The following is an 18,007-nucleotide window of genomic DNA, read 5'->3' as shown; positions in this document are numbered from 1 at the left end:
AACAACGGATTAAATGTTTATTATTTCTATAACTTAGCCTAATTTTAAATGTATAACCTAAAAATAATTACTAAAACCACTCATATAAGGGTGGTTTTTCTATTTCCCCATATAATTTAGCGGAATGTTACATCATCTTTATTTTAATATGTTTTATAGTAGACATTCTCTAGTTGACACAATCTAGTAGGTTAGCAATGGGAATATCAAAATATATTTATAATTATTTTCTGTTTAATAGCAAAAAACGAACACCCTCTCACAATTAGATAAGGTGCTCGTTTTCATTTTTATCGGTAATTCTCAATTCACTTTAGCTTCTTTCCAATAAGTAAAGATTAAATTAACTTAAAAACAAAGCGTTTTAAATTTAATTCATAGATCTTACTGAAACTTGGAATTGCCCCTTAGAACCATCATCATTTGAAACGTAAATTTTATATGTTCCATTCGGCAATGGAGATAAAGCATTCCGTACATTTGTAACATTAATTTGTTGTTCTCCAGGTTTTATATAACCACCAACAATTAGCTCTGTATTTGGACCTTTTACACTATATCCCATTGTATTTTGACCATTATTTTTCATAGAAAAGCTTAAGTCAGTACTCCCATCATATACGAAAGAAGTTACAGCCTCGCCACTATAATCCATTGTTTGGGTTAATAATAAGTCTGCAGAAACATGTTCAACTACATGAATTGGATCATTCGTTTTGTGTACTTCTTCAGCATAAGTATTATTCCCTAACACACCAAGTGTTAATGCTGAAACTACTCCACAACTAAGCACTAGTTTATTTAACTTCATTTTAAGTTCCCCCTTGATGTTTGTATTCTATTACCATCATACATCCTTTTTTAAGTGCGTTTTTATGTAATAATTCATATCTATAAACCTATATATTTTAACTTTCCGCCTTAATAATTATTGAGAAAGCCACATAGATAAAGCTACAATATTACACTTCATAAAAAACTTATAAATTTTAAAATCTTTTTCTAACAAAGTTTTATACGAGGAAGTACCAAAATACTCAAATAAATAGCATTTCTATTTCAGATAAAATGTACTAATAAAATTTTTCTAAAATTTCACTTTGTAATTTGATATATTCCATGTTAATATAACGAAGGCTACAAAACAGGAGTCACCACACATATCATTTTCACAGAATATTCATACTTAAAGAACCTTATTTTATCAGTAACTCAATCCCAATTTTACCTATACAAAAGTTAGTTTATAATTTCATATGCACATGAATTTAAATAGATTTTTTATCTATTATTTTTTCTATTTTCCTTATCGATTTTAATACGAGTAATATAACAGCACTTTTCAAGTACCCTTCCTTTTTAGATAAAAAGTCTACTAATACTAAACATCTTTGTCCAACTCATACATAATTCTACTTACAAACTATCGGAGATGCAAAACTATGGGAATTTCTACTCTTTTATTAAATACCTTTATTATAATAATTTGTATCCTTAGCTATCACGTACTCTGGCTAGAGTTTAAAGAAAAAATAACATGTAATAATATGTTATTTTCTATCCTTTCCTCCATTGCTATTATTTTTTGTATGACTTTTCCTTTTCATTTACATGTGGGATTTATTTATGATTTACGTTTTATTCCTATTATATTAGTTTTTCTATATGGAAATACAAAAAACATTGTTTTTATAGGAATTTTATATCTTTCTTACCGGTTTTACTTAGGAGGAAATGGCGTTCTTCCATCATTTATTATCTTCACTATTATTTTGGGTATAACAATGCTCTTTCGTTACTTATTACCTATGTATTTTAAAGAAAAAAAGATATTATTAAGCTTACTTCTTATTTTAGTATGTACAGCTTCACTTTCTATTTGCGGTATTGTAACTCAAATAAATACAGGAGGTAAAATAGACTCTACTCTCATAGAATTTTTATTAAATTATATAGTCATTAATATTTTCACAGTATTATTATCAGTTTATTTTATAGAGGAAATGATTGAGAAATATAAAATGAAAGAAAAACTGCAACGGGCTGAAAAATTTTATATAGCTAGCGAACTAGCAGCGTCAATTGCACACGAAATCCACAACCCACTAACCACGGTACATGGATTCACTCAATTATTAAATGAAAAACATGCCTCTAAGCTATGTCAGGAGCAATACTTAGAAATCATGTTAATTGAAATGCAGCAAATACAATCTACTATTAATAACTATTTATCTTTAACCAAACCACAGAACACCCTAAAAGAGAAAATAGATATTAATCACATTTTAAATCAGGTGAAAGATACTATTTCACCACTCGCTCTGTCATACAAAGTTGAAATCAAACAAAATAGTACAGATTCCTTTTATATAAATGGGGACCCCGAAAAATTCAAACTCTGTCTAAACAACATCATCCAAAACGGAATTGAGGCTATGAAAAATGGTGGATTATTACAAATAAATATACAAAAAGTAAAAGAAAATATCATAATTGATATTATTGATTCAGGAATTGGGATGTCATCTCAACAAATAAAACGAATTGCTTTGCCATTCTATTCAACAACAGAAAAAGGAACTGGGCTTGGTACTATGATTGCTTATAGTATTATTAGAGAATTAAACGGAGATATAGAGATAGAGAGTGAATTAGGTAAAGGGACACGTTTTTCTATTAGTATCCCTTGCTAACGTGATAACAATTTTCTATTTAGTTAATTACATAAAAGGATCAGATCTTATCTATTGTTACAGATATACTCTGATCCTTTAGTTTAATTCAATTAAAAACACTTAATATTTATAACTTTTCTTACATCGTGATGAAATACTAGTTCATCGATTTTATCTCATTTACTGATTAGATTTGTTTAATGTAAATATAATATCTCGCGATACTTAATTTGTTATTATCATTAGGGACATTTCCTGCAGTTGTTTTTTCATTAAAGTACAGACCTTGTGCCATTCATTGAAAAAGACAACTCCCTTTTTACTACTTCACTTCCACCGTATAATTCCCTGTTCCACCACCATACTGATACACATGTAAATAATACTTCCCTGGATACGTGTAGTAACTACCTACTAGTTTATTCCCTTGTTGCTGAGCATACGTAACATAATTATTTAAATCTGCTTCAGAATAAAGTACCCAGTTCATTCCGATATTATTTTCATTCGTTACGTTAATTTGAAGGTTTTTAGCATTCTCCACATTAATTTCAAAGAAGTCACTTGTATCGCCATTTCCTAAACTAGCACGTAAAACTTGATTTAACTGCAGTTTGTTTGCTGTTTGGAATGAGTTATTCGGTTCTTTTTCTACACTGTTATCTTCTTTCTTTTGAACAGTTACAGTCGCTGTAGCAGTATTAGTTGCTCCTTTATCGTCTGTTACCGTTAATTTCATCGTATACATTCCTTCTTTGGTATATACGTGAGTTGGATTTTGCTCATTACTTACTGCTCCATCACCAAACTCCCATTTATACGAAGTAATTTTCCCGTCTTCATCTTTTGATCCGTCGCTTTTAAATGAAATTGCTTCATTTACATTTCCACTATACGGACCGTTTATAACTGCAACTGGTGCTTTATTCTCTGCACCTTCTTCTGTATTAATACCGTGGAACACAACATCATATTCAAATTGTCCTGATGCATTCACGCGATAATTTACGAAGTATGCTGTTACTGTTTTATAGCCTGTCCATTCCTTTTCACTTAAACGTTTTAACGTATCATTAACGTTTTGTGTAATTGTTTTCCAATCTTCATATTCTCCTTTTGCTGTAGTTCCTGTATATGTTCCTTGTAGTGTGACTGTATTAAAGAACTGTGATTCATTTTTCTTCACTGATACATTTTTCAATTTTGCTTCCGCTGTTATTTCTGCCGCAATATCTGAAACTGGCTTCGATGCATGATTTGCTAAATAATCGTCTGATACTAATGGCACATTATATTTCTCACGATTATCAACTAGCATTTGCATATAATCTTGATATTCTTTATTTAAATTCGCATCTTTACTTAATGTAGAGCGATATGCATCATATGCTGTTACATCATTCTTCCTAATGAGATCATGTATTTTATCGAACATATCATATCTCTTATTGTACATATACGATTGTAAAGCAAAGGAATAATTATAGAAATCCCACGTTCCATACTTTGCATTTAACGTTCGCTCTGCCGTATAACGCTCTGCTGGATTTGAAGATAATCCTCCTATAATACTCTTTCTCGGTACAACATTATCCGTTCTCGTTGCCCCTGCAAAAAATTCAGCATTTCCTTCTTCAAACCAAGATAATCTTTCATTTTCATATATTTTTCCTTGTCCCCATAACCCTGGTACTTCATATCTACCTTGTAAATAATGCGTGAACTCGTGCCGGAATAATTCTTCTAAACTATAAATACTTTCTTCTGGCGTACGCTCATAAGTAAAGAACGTACCTGTTCCTTCTATATAAAGACCACCGTTATTCGTTTCATAACCGTACAATTGACGATTAAATTGATATTCTGCTGGGCTATTATAAATAACCATCGTTAGTACATCATCAGGATTTCCATTTTCTAAAGGTTGATCACTTTCAACCGTACGATGGAATTGTGCCTTCACTTCTTTTGCCGCCCAATATAAACGTTTTACTTTTTCTTCTGTCACTTTATCTCCAGCTTTTAAAACAATTGCCCCATCATCAAACGTATACGTTTTTGGCAAATATTTTTTCTTTCCATCTTCTCTTATTTGATCTAAATTCACCACTTTACCATTTGCATCTTTTCCGCCATAATTCGTTGCGATTTGCTCAGCAGCTACGAAATATTGCTCCCCTAAATACGGATAAATTTTCATCGCATCTGTTACAACTTGTAACCCTTTCGTTCCTGTACTATGGAATGTACCGAGTCTACCTGTATAATAAATGCCATTATTAATAAGCCAACCGTTTTTTGCTGTAATCGTTCCCATTAATGCAAAACGACTTAGTTCATTAATATAACTATCTATTTTCTGATACCATACTGTATCTTTCGGTGCTTTCCTCGTATCGTACAAATACGATTGAATGTCGTAATCAACACCTTGCATAATATCGTAAATAGCATTTCCAGCTGAAAGATTATCTACTAATGTAGAAAAATTATCATTATATTGTTTGAAAATTTTTGCAGCTGATGTTATCGTTTCCACATCACTCGAAGCGTTTCCTATTAACTTTCCGTATGATGATACCACTCTATTTTGCTCTAATGTACCCAGCTTGAAATTTGAATTGTTAGCTATCGCTTTTAATGCAGGTAAGCATTTATCATGATAACTCCGTTCATTTAATTTACTAAGTTCCGAATTATAAAATCCTAAATAAAATCCTGAACGCAATACCTCCACTAATGTCTCAATCCCTTTTGAATCATCCTTCGTATAGGCTTGTCCTTGCTGCTTCAATTTATCAATAATCGCCTGCATCCTACTATCATTTTGATAGAATGCTAGACTGTCTGTATTAAACTGAAATAGCCCCGTAATTTGCTCCCAATCAATTGTTACAAGTAAATCTACTAACTGCTGATTGCTTAATTGATTTAATTCAGCAATTGTATAAGTTTTCGCTACAGCTAATTGCTTACTTTCTTTTTTCACCTCAGGTGGTCTTTGTGATAAATCGGCAAATTGTAACCTTTTCTCAAAAGACTTGCTTTCGAGCACTTTCGATGAATGAGCTAATTCTTGTACTGGTAGTTGTACACCGACTGGCTCCATTTTGAGCACATTTCGATAAGAAACTTGCTCTCCCTTAGTATCTTCTGCCAAACTGACCCCTTGAAAACTCCCTAACATTAAACTAGCAAAACTTACCCCTACTAACATTTTCTTTGAATAGCCTTTCATGCTCTCCCCTACCTTACATTTTTAGTGTCCCGCTCCATTATTTTACTATTTTCACTTTTTGTCCTGTATTGAGAAAAAATAAGGTAACGTTCACACATGTATCCATTCCATGTAAAATTAACGCTTGACTTTCCGTGCATTTTATATCAAAAAAGATAGATAATAGCAAAATCCCTGCTACATCTATCCTCGTTTTCAACACTATGATTTTAACTTTATAAACGTAACTTCCGGTAATGTTTGCATATGCTGAATAAACTCATTCTTTTCTTCTGATGATATATTTTTCAGTTGCATCCCGACCTTATAAACAGTTTCTGTACCTTGCTGTGAAGCTTCCACCTCATATGAGAGTATTGGGATGCCTTTCACTTGTAGTGTTTCTAATATTTGTTGTACCGCTTCATGTTTATTTACAAACATTTGCACTGTTATATTTTGTGGAAATAAAAATTGCACCTTAAAAATACGACTTACAATTTCTAAACCAATTAAAACGAGAATCGTCGCTCCAATGCCTACTACATACATTCCCGCTCCAATTGCTAATCCTATACCGGCAGTAGCCCATAAACCAGCCGCGGTCGTTAATCCTTTCACCGCCTGCTTTTGAATAATAATTGTGCCTGCACCTAAAAAACCAACTCCACTAACGACTTGTGCTGCAATCCGACTTGGGTCTAGAGACGTATGCTCTTCATACACAATATCTGAAAAGGCATATTTCGAAACAACCATTATTAACGCACTTCCTACCGCTACGAGGAAATGAGTCTTTAATCCAGCTTCTTTCGATCGAATTTCTCTTTCAATACCAATCATTGCTCCTAACAAGCCAGCCACACCGATTCGTATAATAAAATCAAAATCTACACTCACGGGCACTTCCCCCTTTCATTCATTATAGATAGATAAAACAAAAATTATCACAAACATCCATTTATCACCATGAAAGAATACCACTAAAATACACTTAATACTCCGACTGTTTTATGTTAATATTTTAAATATTAACATAAAACAAATAACCCCTGATTTTAAACCTTCACTAATTTTCTAAAAAACCAAAGGTGGATTGCATGAAATTAGGTTGAGAAATTTTAGAAAACGCTTTCATTTTGTTTCATAATTTTTTATAAAAAATACATAAATAAAGGAGCTTACTAACAATGAACGTCTCGTTACTTACACCTACTACTGATTTACAAGAAGAATACTTAGATTTCTATAACGAATGGAAAGATAGCGGTGAAACAATGATCCCGTGGGTTATCTCAAAAAATCCTGCCAACTTCCCAGCTATGGTTCAAGAACTTCTCGATGCGCATAACGGAATAAATATCCCTGAAACTTGGGTACCAGACTCTACATATTGGCTTGTTACAGATGAAAATAAAATTGTGGGAGCTGTTAATATACGTCATAGTTTAACCGAACATTTATTTAACGCTGGCGGTCATATTGGTTATGGCATTCGCCCTTCTGAAAGAAGAAAAGGTTATGCTACGAAGTTACTAGCATTATCATTAGAAAAAACGAAGGAATTAGACATCACGAAAGTACTTGTCGTTTGCGACGCAGTGAATACCGCTTCTGAAAAAACGATTTTACATAACGGCGGGCTTCGTGATGATGATTTCACTGAGGAAGATGGGAATGTAGTAAGAAGATATTGGATTGAGCTATGAATGATCACAAATAAGCGAGAAAGTGATTATACACTTTCTCGCTTATTTTACACTGCTTCTATTTCAAACTGCACTGTAATACCACTTGGATCTACCACCACAAACCCATTTGTAGTTTCATTTATTTCATGTTGTTTTTCTATTAATCTTTCTTTTACTTCATCTAACGCTTCTTTATACGGTAGTACAATCGTATACACCTTTAGCCCAGTTGCATGTACTGGTGGGTGTGGATTGTTTACTCCGTTCCACGTATTTGCACCAATATGGTGATGATATCCCCCTGCTGAAATAAATAAGCAATCCTCTTCACGCTGTTGTACTTCAAAACCTACTGTTTCCACATAAAATTCATGTGATTTCTCTACATCAGCTATTCGTAAATGTACGTGCCCAACGACAGTATTAGCAGGCAAACCATCAAACTCATAATCAACGAGTGTTGCCAATTCTTTTAAATTAAGTGGTGTACTTCCTCCTGGCCCTTCTCCCCATTGATCACGCGGACGGTCTGCATAAATTTCAATACCATTCCCCTCTAAATCTTGCAAATAAAAAGCTTCGCTATATGTATGATCACTTGCACTATTAAACCTTGAAATTGGTAAAATTTCATTTGAATATGTATAACGCCCTTCTTGCTCATCCGGGCTGTCAATTACATTCTTATTACGAAGAACCCCAAATAGCGCAGAAGCAAAAGCTTCACGAGTCGGAACTAAAAAGGCTACATGATATATACCAGTCGTACGCGGTTCTTGCAGTACCCCGTCCTCTAACCTTTCAAGAACAAGTAACGCGTTCTTTCCACCTTTTCCAGATAAATATGCTTTATTCCCCTCTTGCTTAATTACCTCTAATCCTACAACATTCTCATAAAAAGCAATTTGACGCTCTAAATCTTTCACTTTAAATTCAACATGACCAATACGTGTTTTCGGATGAATTTTTACCATGAATAACTTCATCTCCTTATCCCTATATTTTCCCATTACATATAACCGTTACTATGAAGGATACAACTAAAATCATCCTATGTAAATAAGAAAAGTCAGAATTCACATACATTTTTATTTTCATAATAAAAAGCCATCTTTTCTAACTTTTAGAAAAGATGGCTTTTTAACTCTTATCTCATTTTATGTACTTCAGCAACTAGTTTTCCACCCTGAATGCCCATATAAAGCTTCACAGGTGCATCATTCGTATTTTCAAATACTAAATCTAAGTATGGATATGCAATTGTAGCATCTCTTCCTTGTGGAACATAACCTACCGTTTTAGAATGTGTAGTTCTCTCCACCATTTTCAGACCAGCTTGATCTGCTGCATTGTATAAAGTTGAAGATGTTTGACAAACACCACCGCCATATCCATCTACTAATTTACCATCAACTATTTCTTTCCCTAATTGATATCCTTTATCTGGTGTTGTATCACCGATTAATGAATTAAAAGAGAAACGGTCTCCTTTTGCTAACACAACTCCATTTATGCTCGCTGCTGACAAACGAATATTCTCAATACGGCCACCTGTTGAACCACCTAAGTTCGTTTCATATCTACCAATTACCGTACCATTTCCTTGCGCATCACTTAATGTTGCGACTGGTTTTTTCTCCACGATCGGCAACTGATACGTAGCATCCCACATACCAACATTTAACAATTTATCTACTAATTCTTTTTCCATTAATTCATAAGAAGGTTTTCCTTCTTGCCAACTTCCATCAGGTGCTATACGTGAAGGAACCATTTTTTTGTCGACGCTTTTTCCAACCTCACCAACAACCTTTGTTACAGACTTTTTAAATTTCGCTTCATCTTCAAAATAGCCTAAACTAGATAAATCTAATTTTTTCACTTCAGTACCAGTTCGACCATCAACTAAACTAATAGTATCCTGCACTTCTGCTTTAGCCTCTACAGTATGCCCACCAATATCACTTACCAATGCAACATCACTTACTTTTGCACCACAGCCACTCATTATAGCTACACATAACACCCCAACCAATATACCCTTTACTTTACGGAACAATATACTCTCTCCCTTTCCCCAACATCACTATTATGTATTTATTTCATTTTTATGTATGTTTTGTTACAATCATTTTACAATATGTTTATAAAATGTTACAAGTTATTTTTCACTCTATATAAATTACTCTTTTCTTTTATAAATGTCTATACATATTTACATAAAAGTTTGAGTTTGATAGAATTGTAACTTTTATGTAAACTTTCTCTTTTATCCAGTATATACCATTAAGCAAAAGAAATACAAATCAAAAACCCTCAAGCTATTTTTTATAAAGTGAAACTGTAATCAGTGGGGGTTTTACGGGCATCCCGATCTTCTTTATTTCCGCTGAATTTTGAAATGGGGGTCTTACTGCCCAGCAAATAGCGAGATAAAGAGAAATCCCGTCAACATAAATAGGTATTTGCCGTGCCACCACTCCGCTTTTGCACATACATTATGGTGAATTCAACCTATTTTAAAGAAATGGAGGATGTTATTATGTATCCCTACAATCCATATGATCCATATGATCCATATAATCAATATGCGTACCAACAACCACAGTATGACTTACAAACACAATATCAATCTTATATAGATCAAGCAGAGCACACGAATCCATATGACCAAAATAGACAATTCCAACTTCCAATCTCTTTTCCTGGCACTGGAAATCGTCAATTAGAAAGACGCGTAAATGAGCTTGAACAAAGAGTTCGTCAACTAGAAAATACAGTTGAGCGCCATACACGTAGACTAAACCGCTTAAACCAACGTTTACGCACAGTAGAAAACAGACTAAACATTCCATTCGCAGCATTAGAAGACGGATTTTAATCGAGAAAATAAAGATTATATAAAGGAAGGGGCTTCCCCTTCCTTATATAAATTGACGAAAGTTTTTTCCATCTCTATACTGATAAGAGTTAATGAAATGAAACAAGGTGATAAATATGGATTTTGAAATAAATTATCTTTCCTTTTATGTTGTACAAGTAGAAGGAAAAGGTGAAGCAGTTGATAAACGCTACAAACATTTTCAAACTTTAGACGCTGAAGAATATGAAGATAGTTCCTTAAAAGAATTTTTGAATGGTGAGTTATTAAAAATATCGAAGCGAAAAGTAGAACGTCATGCAAAAACAGAACAAGCCCCAACAAAAATTGGTCGCTTTATTGTAGAAGAAGGGCACGAACTTGATTCAAACCCTCATTACAACCTTTTTAATCGTATTCGCTTTGCAGAAACAAAAGAAAACTTTAAAGATATGAGCGAACCTCTCGTTTATACATATCTTGACACAAGCGCTGTACGTGGTGGTGTATTTTTAATTGCTCAGGCAAAACTACGCAAATACTTTGATGATCCATTCGTATTCGTAATGAAATGCGACTTTGAACCAAAGGTTGCTTCTATTTCTGATGAATCAACACTGATTCGTAACGTTGAAATGGCCATCACAACAAAGAATATGAAATCTATCCAATATCCGTACATGCCTGAAGAAGGTATGGTTGAAGTAGGCGAACTAAAAATACACCAAGCATCACATGCCCGCTACTTTGAAGACTTCTTAAAATTCGTCGAATACGAACGCTCTATGCCTGAAATTATGAAAACACAAGTAATGGACATGGTATACGACCAAATTGAAGATGTATTTGAAGAAGGTACGGAAGAACGCGAACAATTCGACCAAGCGATGGAAGTATGGGCTGCCAGTCCGAAACGCGAAATTATGGAACAATTTTCAACCGAAGAAGTAATGGAAGCAACTGCTCAAATCGTCGAGCATGCTCCTGAAGTCGAATTAAAACTAAAAGCAGATCATATCTCTGTGAAGGCCCTGCTTGCTGATTTCGGGGATCAAATACATATTGCGAAGGTAAATGATCGATATGTACTTATGATTGAAGCAGACACACTTACATTTGAAAAAGGCTTCTCTCCTATTGAGTTTCTGAAGCCAGATGAGCTGCAAGATGTGATTGAGCGGATTGAGAATAAGCAGCAGTATTCGTTTGATCCGAGCGGTATTGAATAAAATGAAACTTTAATCAGTGGGGTTTTGTTCATCCCCCACTAATTATTAACCCTCACCAATCGGGCTTTTACGGGATAAATACTTCCATATAACTGTTGTTACTGGGCGCTTATAATAAGCGCTCTTTTGTTTATATTAAAAACCGATTCTACTAAGAATCGATTTTTCTGCTTTATAATAAAACATGTTTATTTTCAAATTTTTTTGATGCAAGATGACATTTGTTGCAGAATCAAATACATCCCTTCCTTGTTATACAAGCTTATTTCCATTAGAAATATCTGCTTCAATATTTCTAGTTGACCAAGACCTTCTATAAGTTGTTAAGATGCAAATTTCACTTTACTACCTCAAATTTATTGTACTCGTAAAAAGATAATTGAAAACGATATTCCGGATGTTCTCTCACCCAATCGTAGGCTTCTTCTAAAATTTCCATTTTGTTTTGCAAGTCATTAAGTTCACTACATTCGTCCCTTTTCTGTTTGCACAGAGGGCAGAATCCATTCACTATTTCCGCACTCGTCGCCCTAATAGTTTTACTTTCTAAATCAACTACTAGACGAAGAATAACAGAATGCTCTTCTTTTGTAGTCACCTTCATTTCAGCAATCCGATCCTCATTCCAAAAGACACCGTTTAATTCCATCTTTACTGTGACATCTTTAATATCCAAGTCTACCACTATCACACCTCCCTTGTACAAAACTCAATCTTACTCTTCTATTTTAAACTTTAATACACCACAACTTAAAGAGATATTAAGTTTTTTCCAGTTCTTCTTTACTATGAAAGAAAGTGTAGTTAATGCTAATTGTGTGGTAAATATTATCCCAAAAACTAAAACAGTTAAAATGTTAAAGATTGTTTCCATTAAACTACACTCTTTTCTTTATATATATTTTTATTTTATTAATACGGTTTAAAACTCTTATTACGTCTTAACAATCCCAAAGCAATTATAATGCACAATCACAACAACAAGTTGATGCCTATTTAATATCAATACGCTGTTATTACATGTATGTAGTTAGAGGGGGAGGAGAAATTCATTTAACCTCTGTATTCTCCTCCATCTCAGCCAAATACCTAATCTGCCGTTCCGCTTTTCTCACTGCTGTACGAAAATGTTTTTTCAGGAGTTCTACTGTATTTTCACTTATATAATATCTTTCCGTTATACTTTCCCACGTGTCACCACTTTCAAATGTACTCCATTCAAAAGGGCGTTCTGTATTTTTCTTTAGTTCTTTAAACACCCATTTTCGCATCTTTTTTTTCGCTTTTTCTGTTAGTTTTCCGTTTTTTACAAGTTCAAGTTCACCATGTCTTTTGTATCGCTTATTGATATCTCTCTCGCTATATACTTTAAGAAGTATATTTGCTGTATTTTCAGCATCTGCTAAAGCACGGTGCTGTTTTCCTTCCCACGTTAAAGCGAGCTGTTCTACCGCAAATTGTAAACTTGGCGTATGTTCAAACAATTCCTCATATGCTTGGAAAACAAATTTTTGCAAATCAATTCTATTTTCTTTTTCTATACTTGGGCATTCAACACCATATAATGTACAATCATGAGATAGAAAGCGATAATCTTCTTTTCCCCATGAAACAAATATAGAACCTTCGCCGATGAACTGAATAAATTTCTCTATAATTTGAGGGAATTTTTCTACACCCATTAAATCTTTTTTCGTAATACCGGTTAATTTTGTTGTATGACGAGTTAATCGTGCACTTGGTTTTACTAACTCCGAAAATTCTTCAATTATCTTCATTGTACCTATTTCTATTTTTACAGCTCCGATATCAACTATTTCTGATGGATCTTCTGATTTATACGGTCTGAAATTCCTTTCAATATCAAACACAATGAAATGTGTAGCGTTTTTCAATTTATTTACCTCTTTCTAAATTCCTTTTCACACAAACACTTTATTTTCAGTATTTATTTATTCATGTACTTTATACAAAAATACTCCGAATAAATAAATGAAAATTCAGTCTTGTTATGATATGTAAGTAGGAGGACATCTATAAAAATGCAAAAAAAAAAGAAGGGCGAGCCCTTCTTTTTTCAAAAATTACTTCTTGTTTACGTTAGTAGCTTGAGGTCCACGGTTACCTTGTTCTACTTCGAAAGTAACTTCTTGACCTTCTTCTAAAGTTTTGAAGCCTTCGCCTTGGATAGCTGAGAAATGAACGAATACGTCTTCTCCGCCTTCAACTTCGATGAAACCGAAACCTTTTTCTGAGTTAAACCATTTTACTTTACCGTTTTGCATGAAAAAAATCCTCCTACAATGTACCTATATGTACATATTCATTTTCAACCACCTTACAATAATAAGCCAGATATTAAAAAACTGCAACCCCTGAGGAGATTTAACATTGCTATCCTCCTCGGAAGTTACAGCTCATTTAAATCTCTATATTATTAAAAGTAAAATGGTTTAAATATACTATATCATATCAATATAATAAAAGTAAAGTTTTTTTCTTAAATTATTTTTTGTTCCCACTGCATTGCTTTTAATTCACCTGATCCGGCTACTACATAACCATCTTTTTGATTAACAATGCGCCATCCGTGCCCTTTAACTGAATCACATACTGTAACAATACCTTCTTCAAGAAGCACACGGCACACACTACTAATCCCCGCCTTATTTTGCGTTGAAGTTGTATATAAAACATGTTGATCTACACTTAAGTCTAAATAACTACTTGCTTTCTGCTCACTTTGACATGTATGCCAATATATTTTTTCACTTGCAATACTTTCATCTATTTTACAATAAGAAATATTTCCGCTAACTCCCTTGCACGATCCACTTGCCGCTACTAAATAAGAATTGTGTAAAGTCAACGCGGAGATCATTTGATTCATCGCAATTTTAATCCTCTTTAATTTACGTGTCTTCAAATCAAAGAGCCAAACACCACCATATTTAGCATGTATTTTCGTACCAATAAATAAGTAATGTTTATATAAAAATAATGATCGAATAGACGGTGCCGCACTGCCATACTCAAGAAACGGATGAATAGTTTCCCATGTCAAACCGAAATTATTAGAAAGATACAGCGTTTTTTCTCCATGAGCAACAACAGTTCCTTGTACATTGCTACATACATTCCAACTCGTTGCTTTTGTTGGAAAACGCTGAATTGTCCAGTTCTCTCCACCATTCATACTGCGAATAAAAATCCCTTCGTCACCTACACCATAAACTACATTATCTTCGCTATGTAAATCCCTAATTCGTTTTTGAAAACCATTTAAAATTCGTTTCCATTCTCCGTCTTGTTCAACAAATAAGCCATTATATGTAGTAGCTAACAACAGTTTTCCATCTCTTAACTTTGTAATAGCAGTTGCACTTAACATTGTCTCCACGTTGACACTCCCATTCTTAGAACTTCTCAGCAAATGCAATTGCAAAATTACTGCATTTTTCAACATCCTCTTCATCTTCTGGAGCTAATTCAATTTTCAGCCCTTCTTGTACAAGCTCTGCACCGCGTTCCACAAGACGTTCTTCAAATATCGTTACCGCTTCACAAAACAGTTCATACGCTGTATCACCCGATCCGAATACCGCTACCTTTTTCCCAGCTAAATCTATATTTTCTAAGTCATCATGAAAATCTTCCGCTTCAAATGGTAATTCACCATCGCCCCACGTATAAGATCCTAAAATGATTCCATCATAAGCTAATAATTCTTCAGCGTCCATGCCTTCCATTTCTTGCAATACTACTTCATGATCAAAAGCATCTAAACTAACTTTAATTAAATCAGCAATACTCTCTGTATTTCCTGACATACTTGCATAAGCTATTAAAATTTTTGCCACTTTGGCATCCCCCTCTAACAATAAATGATTCTCATTCTCATTATATTAATAATGAGAATCAATTTCAATTGATTTTTTCTACTTTTATTTACATTTCACATTACTTATTTCAAATAAGGTAAAACTTTAATCAGTGAGGGTATTCATCCCCCACCTAACTTCTTTGTTTCCGCTGAATTTTGAGGCGGGGGGCTTACTGCCCGGCAAATAGCGGGATAAAGTGAAAGTTTAATGAGTCCTCACCAATCAGGCTTTTTCAGACAACCCACAAAGAGCGGAATAAATAAAAAAGCACAGATGACTATACAATCATCTGTGCTTTTTTATTATTTTTTAAAAATACCAAAAGGCTTTCCTACTGGTAAAACAACTTTTCCGAAGTGTGTATTTAACACTGCTGCTGCTGAACCGTAGAAAGATAATAATGAAATAAGAAGTTCAGAATATGCTGCTAAATTATGCATTGCATGCGGCATAACACCTAAAGTACTTAATGAAAGACCGATAAATAAGAAATCAATAAGGACGAAAATCATAAATAATACTTTATGTGTTTCCATTGCACCAATTGTCATAAAGATTGTGAAAATCAAATATCCGATAAAGGCTACACCAAGCTGTTTTGAATCTGCAGCTTGTGCTAATTTTTCGCCAAATACTCCAAGTTGAATTAACCAAGTCATTCCAACACCTAGCCAAAATAGACCGTACGCACCGAATGCTGTTGTACCGAATGTATTGTTATGCTTTGCATCATGAATGCAAGCAAAGATTTGTGCAAATCCTCCTAAAAAGATTGCCCACGGTAATACAAGTGAAACGCCATCTGTTAAGCCTAACTTTTGAGATGATGCTACAAGTGTTACCATCGCTAATCCAAATAGACCAATTCCAGATGGATCCGCTGTTGTCATTTTCACATGATGTGTAGTAGTTTGATTGCTCATATAAACCTCCTGATTATAAACATACTCGAATACAATACTTAAATCAGAAGACTATGTCAATGGTTTTTTTTGTATGTTGTCAGACGTTATATTTTATAATGATTAAATATATTTCTGACCACTTCATAAGGTTTTATATTCACTTTTTCCAACTCGTTTATCGGTAGCCATAACGGAATATAATTTCCCCTACCTTCCAGCTGAAATTCCTCAGCTGTTCCGCTTCCGAACACTCCGCCTGTAATATAGGCAGCATAATAATATTCATTTCCTTTATATTTTACCTTTGCAATAAGGTGCTCCACTTGTATATGTACCCCTAATTCTTCGTATACCTCTCTTTTCGTTGCCTCTTCAGGCGTTTCACCTTCCTCAATCCCTCCGCCAGGAAAAACATAATATCTTTTCTCTTCTCGAATACGTTTTATAAGAGCGATTTTTCCTTCCTGTACAATGATAGCGGCTCCGCGATTTCTTATCATTTTATTACCTCAATACGAATCGCAACTGTTCCCCACTCTTTTTCTTGTTCTTTCGTATATATTTTGTATGTACTTTCTAACATTTCCTCTAAACTATCATTTTCACAATCCAATAATTTTTTATCGATTTGTTTATATATAGCTTTAAAGCTCTCGTATCGCTTTATTTCCGTTACTTTTACCGTCATCATTTCTGTTGTCGTAAGATTCGTAAATACGATTTCATCGTCTTTGTTTATTAGTTGACGTTTTTTATCGTATAGGCGTACTTCATATACTTTTTTCCCTGATTGAATTGACTGAAACGGTTTATTATATAAACCCATTTCGTATCGCATACATCCCACTCCCTTTTGTTCATTTCACCTATTAATACAGTTCACATTACTACATCTTGCATATAATATTCCATACGTATCGCTTAATTGAGAAAGGAGGCTGAAGAAGCATGTTATATTTAAATCAAAAACCTGAATATAATAAATATGATATTGGTGATTATACTTATAGTAAAGTAGGGCCAACCATTTTTTCTTGGAACGATGAAACAAAATTGAAAATAGGTAAGTTTTGTTCATTAGCAGAAGAAGTCGTTTTCATACTTGGCGGTGAACATCGCGCAGACTGGATAACGACTTATCCATTTAATGCACTTTTTGATGAAGGAGCACATATTACTGGTCACCCTTCTTCAAAAGGTGATATCGTAGTTGGCAATGATGTATGGATTGGTTATCAATCCTGCATTTTATCTGGTGTTACAATTGGTAACGGTGCCATTATTGGTGCAAAAAGTGTTGTTACAAAAGACGTCCCTCCATATGCAATTGTGGCTGGTAATCCAGCAAAATTTATTCGATATCGTTTCCCGCAAGAAACAATTGACAAACTAGAGAATCTTGCATGGTGGGACTGGGACATTTCTGTTATAAAAGGAGCTATTCCATTACTACTTTCCGACAAAATCGACGAATTTTTCACCTCGCCCGAAAAAGAATCTACATGATTAATGAAGAAAGAGCATCCTTCTCTTACAGGATGCT

At 33.9% G+C, this 18,007-nt stretch carries 18 protein-coding genes; 5 read left to right on the top strand and 13 right to left on the bottom strand.

What is annotated here, in order from left to right; translation table 11 throughout:
• Positions 1–370: 370 nt before the first annotated feature.
• Positions 371–811: a hypothetical protein gene (locus ACS2QP_RS14040; protein ID WP_000773522.1), complete on the bottom strand. Its 441-nt coding sequence runs from the start codon at positions 809–811 to the stop codon at positions 371–373.
• 631 nt (positions 812–1,442) lie between these two features.
• Between ACS2QP_RS14040 and ACS2QP_RS14035 the strand changes: the two genes are divergently transcribed.
• The gene (locus ACS2QP_RS14035; RefSeq protein WP_438882528.1) at positions 1,443–2,696 is read left to right on the top strand and encodes an ATP-binding protein; all 1,254 of its coding nucleotides are present in this window, start codon (positions 1,443–1,445) and stop codon (positions 2,694–2,696) included.
• A gap of 304 nt (positions 2,697–3,000) precedes the next feature.
• Here ACS2QP_RS14035 and colA read toward each other — a convergent pair whose 3' ends face one another.
• Entirely contained in the window at positions 3,001–5,916 is a 2,916-nt protein-coding gene (gene colA / locus ACS2QP_RS14030) for a collagenase ColA (RefSeq protein ID WP_438882527.1), read from the bottom strand.
• 201 nt (positions 5,917–6,117) lie between these two features.
• Entirely contained in the window at positions 6,118–6,795 is a 678-nt protein-coding gene (locus ACS2QP_RS14025; protein ID WP_000109730.1) for an MgtC/SapB family protein, read from the bottom strand.
• A 290-nt stretch (positions 6,796–7,085) separates the two neighbouring features.
• Here ACS2QP_RS14025 and ACS2QP_RS14020 point away from each other — a divergent pair, with 290 nt between their 5' ends.
• Complete coding sequence (locus tag ACS2QP_RS14020; RefSeq protein WP_001103118.1) at positions 7,086–7,604, top strand: GNAT family N-acetyltransferase; 519 nt, start codon at positions 7,086–7,088, stop codon at positions 7,602–7,604.
• A gap of 47 nt (positions 7,605–7,651) precedes the next feature.
• Here ACS2QP_RS14020 and ACS2QP_RS14015 read toward each other — a convergent pair whose 3' ends face one another.
• Both ACS2QP_RS14015 and ACS2QP_RS14010 read right to left on the bottom strand, forming a co-directional pair.
• Positions 7,652–8,596, bottom strand: a complete 945-nt coding sequence (locus ACS2QP_RS14015) for a VOC family protein (RefSeq protein WP_326262912.1) — start codon at positions 8,594–8,596, stop codon at positions 7,652–7,654.
• Between the two features lie 137 nt (positions 8,597–8,733).
• Positions 8,734–9,645, bottom strand: a complete 912-nt coding sequence (locus ACS2QP_RS14010; protein ID WP_000488973.1) for a VanW family protein — start codon at positions 9,643–9,645, stop codon at positions 8,734–8,736.
• A 483-nt stretch (positions 9,646–10,128) separates the two neighbouring features.
• On the opposite strand from ACS2QP_RS14010, the gene ACS2QP_RS14005 reads away from it, so the two are divergent.
• Both ACS2QP_RS14005 and ACS2QP_RS14000 read left to right on the top strand, forming a co-directional pair.
• Positions 10,129–10,467 carry a hypothetical protein gene (locus ACS2QP_RS14005; protein WP_097998338.1) on the top strand — a complete coding sequence of 113 codons (339 nt, stop codon included), beginning with the start codon at positions 10,129–10,131 and terminating at the stop codon, positions 10,465–10,467.
• A 116-nt stretch (positions 10,468–10,583) separates the two neighbouring features.
• A complete protein-coding gene (locus ACS2QP_RS14000) occupies positions 10,584–11,675 on the top strand; it encodes a DUF3900 domain-containing protein (protein WP_000345046.1) in 1,092 nt (363 codons plus the stop codon).
• Positions 11,676–12,012: 337 nt separating this feature from the next.
• Here the strand turns inward: ACS2QP_RS14000 and ACS2QP_RS13995 are convergent, their stop codons facing one another.
• The 8 genes from ACS2QP_RS13995 to ACS2QP_RS13960 form a co-directional block, all read right to left on the bottom strand.
• Positions 12,013–12,360, bottom strand: a complete 348-nt coding sequence (locus tag ACS2QP_RS13995; protein WP_000227983.1) for a hypothetical protein — start codon at positions 12,358–12,360, stop codon at positions 12,013–12,015.
• 364 nt (positions 12,361–12,724) lie between these two features.
• A complete protein-coding gene (locus ACS2QP_RS13990) occupies positions 12,725–13,570 on the bottom strand; it encodes an exonuclease (RefSeq protein ID WP_000786417.1) in 846 nt (281 codons plus the stop codon).
• Between the two features lie 189 nt (positions 13,571–13,759).
• Positions 13,760–13,960 carry a cold shock-like protein CspB gene (gene cspB / locus ACS2QP_RS13985; RefSeq protein WP_001179150.1) on the bottom strand — a complete coding sequence of 67 codons (201 nt, stop codon included), beginning with the start codon at positions 13,958–13,960 and terminating at the stop codon, positions 13,760–13,762.
• A 215-nt stretch (positions 13,961–14,175) separates the two neighbouring features.
• Positions 14,176–15,075, bottom strand: coding sequence for a WD40/YVTN/BNR-like repeat-containing protein (locus ACS2QP_RS13980; RefSeq protein ID WP_000449496.1), 900 nt, complete (start codon positions 15,073–15,075; stop codon positions 14,176–14,178).
• Between the two features lie 16 nt (positions 15,076–15,091).
• Positions 15,092–15,535, bottom strand: a complete 444-nt coding sequence (locus tag ACS2QP_RS13975) for a flavodoxin (RefSeq protein ID WP_001062752.1) — start codon at positions 15,533–15,535, stop codon at positions 15,092–15,094.
• A gap of 326 nt (positions 15,536–15,861) precedes the next feature.
• On the bottom strand, positions 15,862–16,482 hold the full coding sequence (locus tag ACS2QP_RS13970) for an acetate uptake transporter (protein WP_000070938.1): 621 nt from the start codon (positions 16,480–16,482) through the stop codon (positions 15,862–15,864).
• A gap of 86 nt (positions 16,483–16,568) precedes the next feature.
• A complete protein-coding gene (locus ACS2QP_RS13965) occupies positions 16,569–16,964 on the bottom strand; it encodes an NUDIX hydrolase (protein WP_000620837.1) in 396 nt (131 codons plus the stop codon).
• Positions 16,961–17,302, bottom strand: a complete 342-nt coding sequence (locus ACS2QP_RS13960) for an ASCH domain-containing protein (protein WP_224201105.1) — start codon at positions 17,300–17,302, stop codon at positions 16,961–16,963. Before ACS2QP_RS13960 ends, ACS2QP_RS13965 begins: the two co-directional genes overlap by 4 nt.
• A 110-nt stretch (positions 17,303–17,412) precedes the next feature.
• Here ACS2QP_RS13960 and ACS2QP_RS13955 point away from each other — a divergent pair, with 110 nt between their 5' ends.
• Positions 17,413–17,970: a CatB-related O-acetyltransferase gene (locus ACS2QP_RS13955; protein WP_000966302.1), complete on the top strand. Its 558-nt coding sequence runs from the start codon at positions 17,413–17,415 to the stop codon at positions 17,968–17,970.
• Positions 17,971–18,007 lie beyond the last annotated feature (37 nt).

It is taken from the genome of Bacillus cereus group sp. Bce019, from assembly GCF_051781745.1.
GTDB classification, from domain to species: Bacteria; Bacillota; Bacilli; order Bacillales; family Bacillaceae_G; genus Bacillus_A; species Bacillus_A cereus.
Note: the sequence above shows the minus strand (reverse complement) of the source record. Positions and strands in the feature narration are given on the sequence as shown.

What these genes read in the sequence shown, in the direction of transcription:
- ACS2QP_RS14040 (WP_000773522.1), bottom strand. Translation starts at nt 811, where the DNA reads ATGAAGTTAAATAAACTAGTGCTTAGTTGTGGAGTAGTTTCAGCATTA.
- ACS2QP_RS14035 (WP_438882528.1), top strand. Translation starts at nt 1,443, where the DNA reads ATGGGAATTTCTACTCTTTTATTAAATACCTTTATTATAATAATTTGT.
- colA (WP_438882527.1), bottom strand. Translation starts at nt 5,916, where the DNA reads ATGAAAGGCTATTCAAAGAAAATGTTAGTAGGGGTAAGTTTTGCTAGT.
- ACS2QP_RS14020 (WP_001103118.1), top strand. Translation starts at nt 7,086, where the DNA reads ATGAACGTCTCGTTACTTACACCTACTACTGATTTACAAGAAGAATAC.
- ACS2QP_RS14015 (WP_326262912.1), bottom strand. Translation starts at nt 8,596, where the DNA reads ATGGGAAAATATAGGGATAAGGAGATGAAGTTATTCATGGTAAAAATT.
- ACS2QP_RS14005 (WP_097998338.1), top strand. Translation starts at nt 10,129, where the DNA reads ATGTATCCCTACAATCCATATGATCCATATGATCCATATAATCAATAT.
- ACS2QP_RS14000 (WP_000345046.1), top strand. Translation starts at nt 10,584, where the DNA reads ATGGATTTTGAAATAAATTATCTTTCCTTTTATGTTGTACAAGTAGAA.
- cspB (WP_001179150.1), bottom strand. Translation starts at nt 13,960, where the DNA reads ATGCAAAACGGTAAAGTAAAATGGTTTAACTCAGAAAAAGGTTTCGGT.
- ACS2QP_RS13970 (WP_000070938.1), bottom strand. Translation starts at nt 16,482, where the DNA reads ATGAGCAATCAAACTACTACACATCATGTGAAAATGACAACAGCGGAT.
- ACS2QP_RS13965 (WP_000620837.1), bottom strand. Translation starts at nt 16,964, where the DNA reads ATGATAAGAAATCGCGGAGCCGCTATCATTGTACAGGAAGGAAAAATC.
- ACS2QP_RS13960 (WP_224201105.1), bottom strand. Translation starts at nt 17,302, where the DNA reads ATGCGATACGAAATGGGTTTATATAATAAACCGTTTCAGTCAATTCAA.
- ACS2QP_RS13955 (WP_000966302.1), top strand. Translation starts at nt 17,413, where the DNA reads ATGTTATATTTAAATCAAAAACCTGAATATAATAAATATGATATTGGT.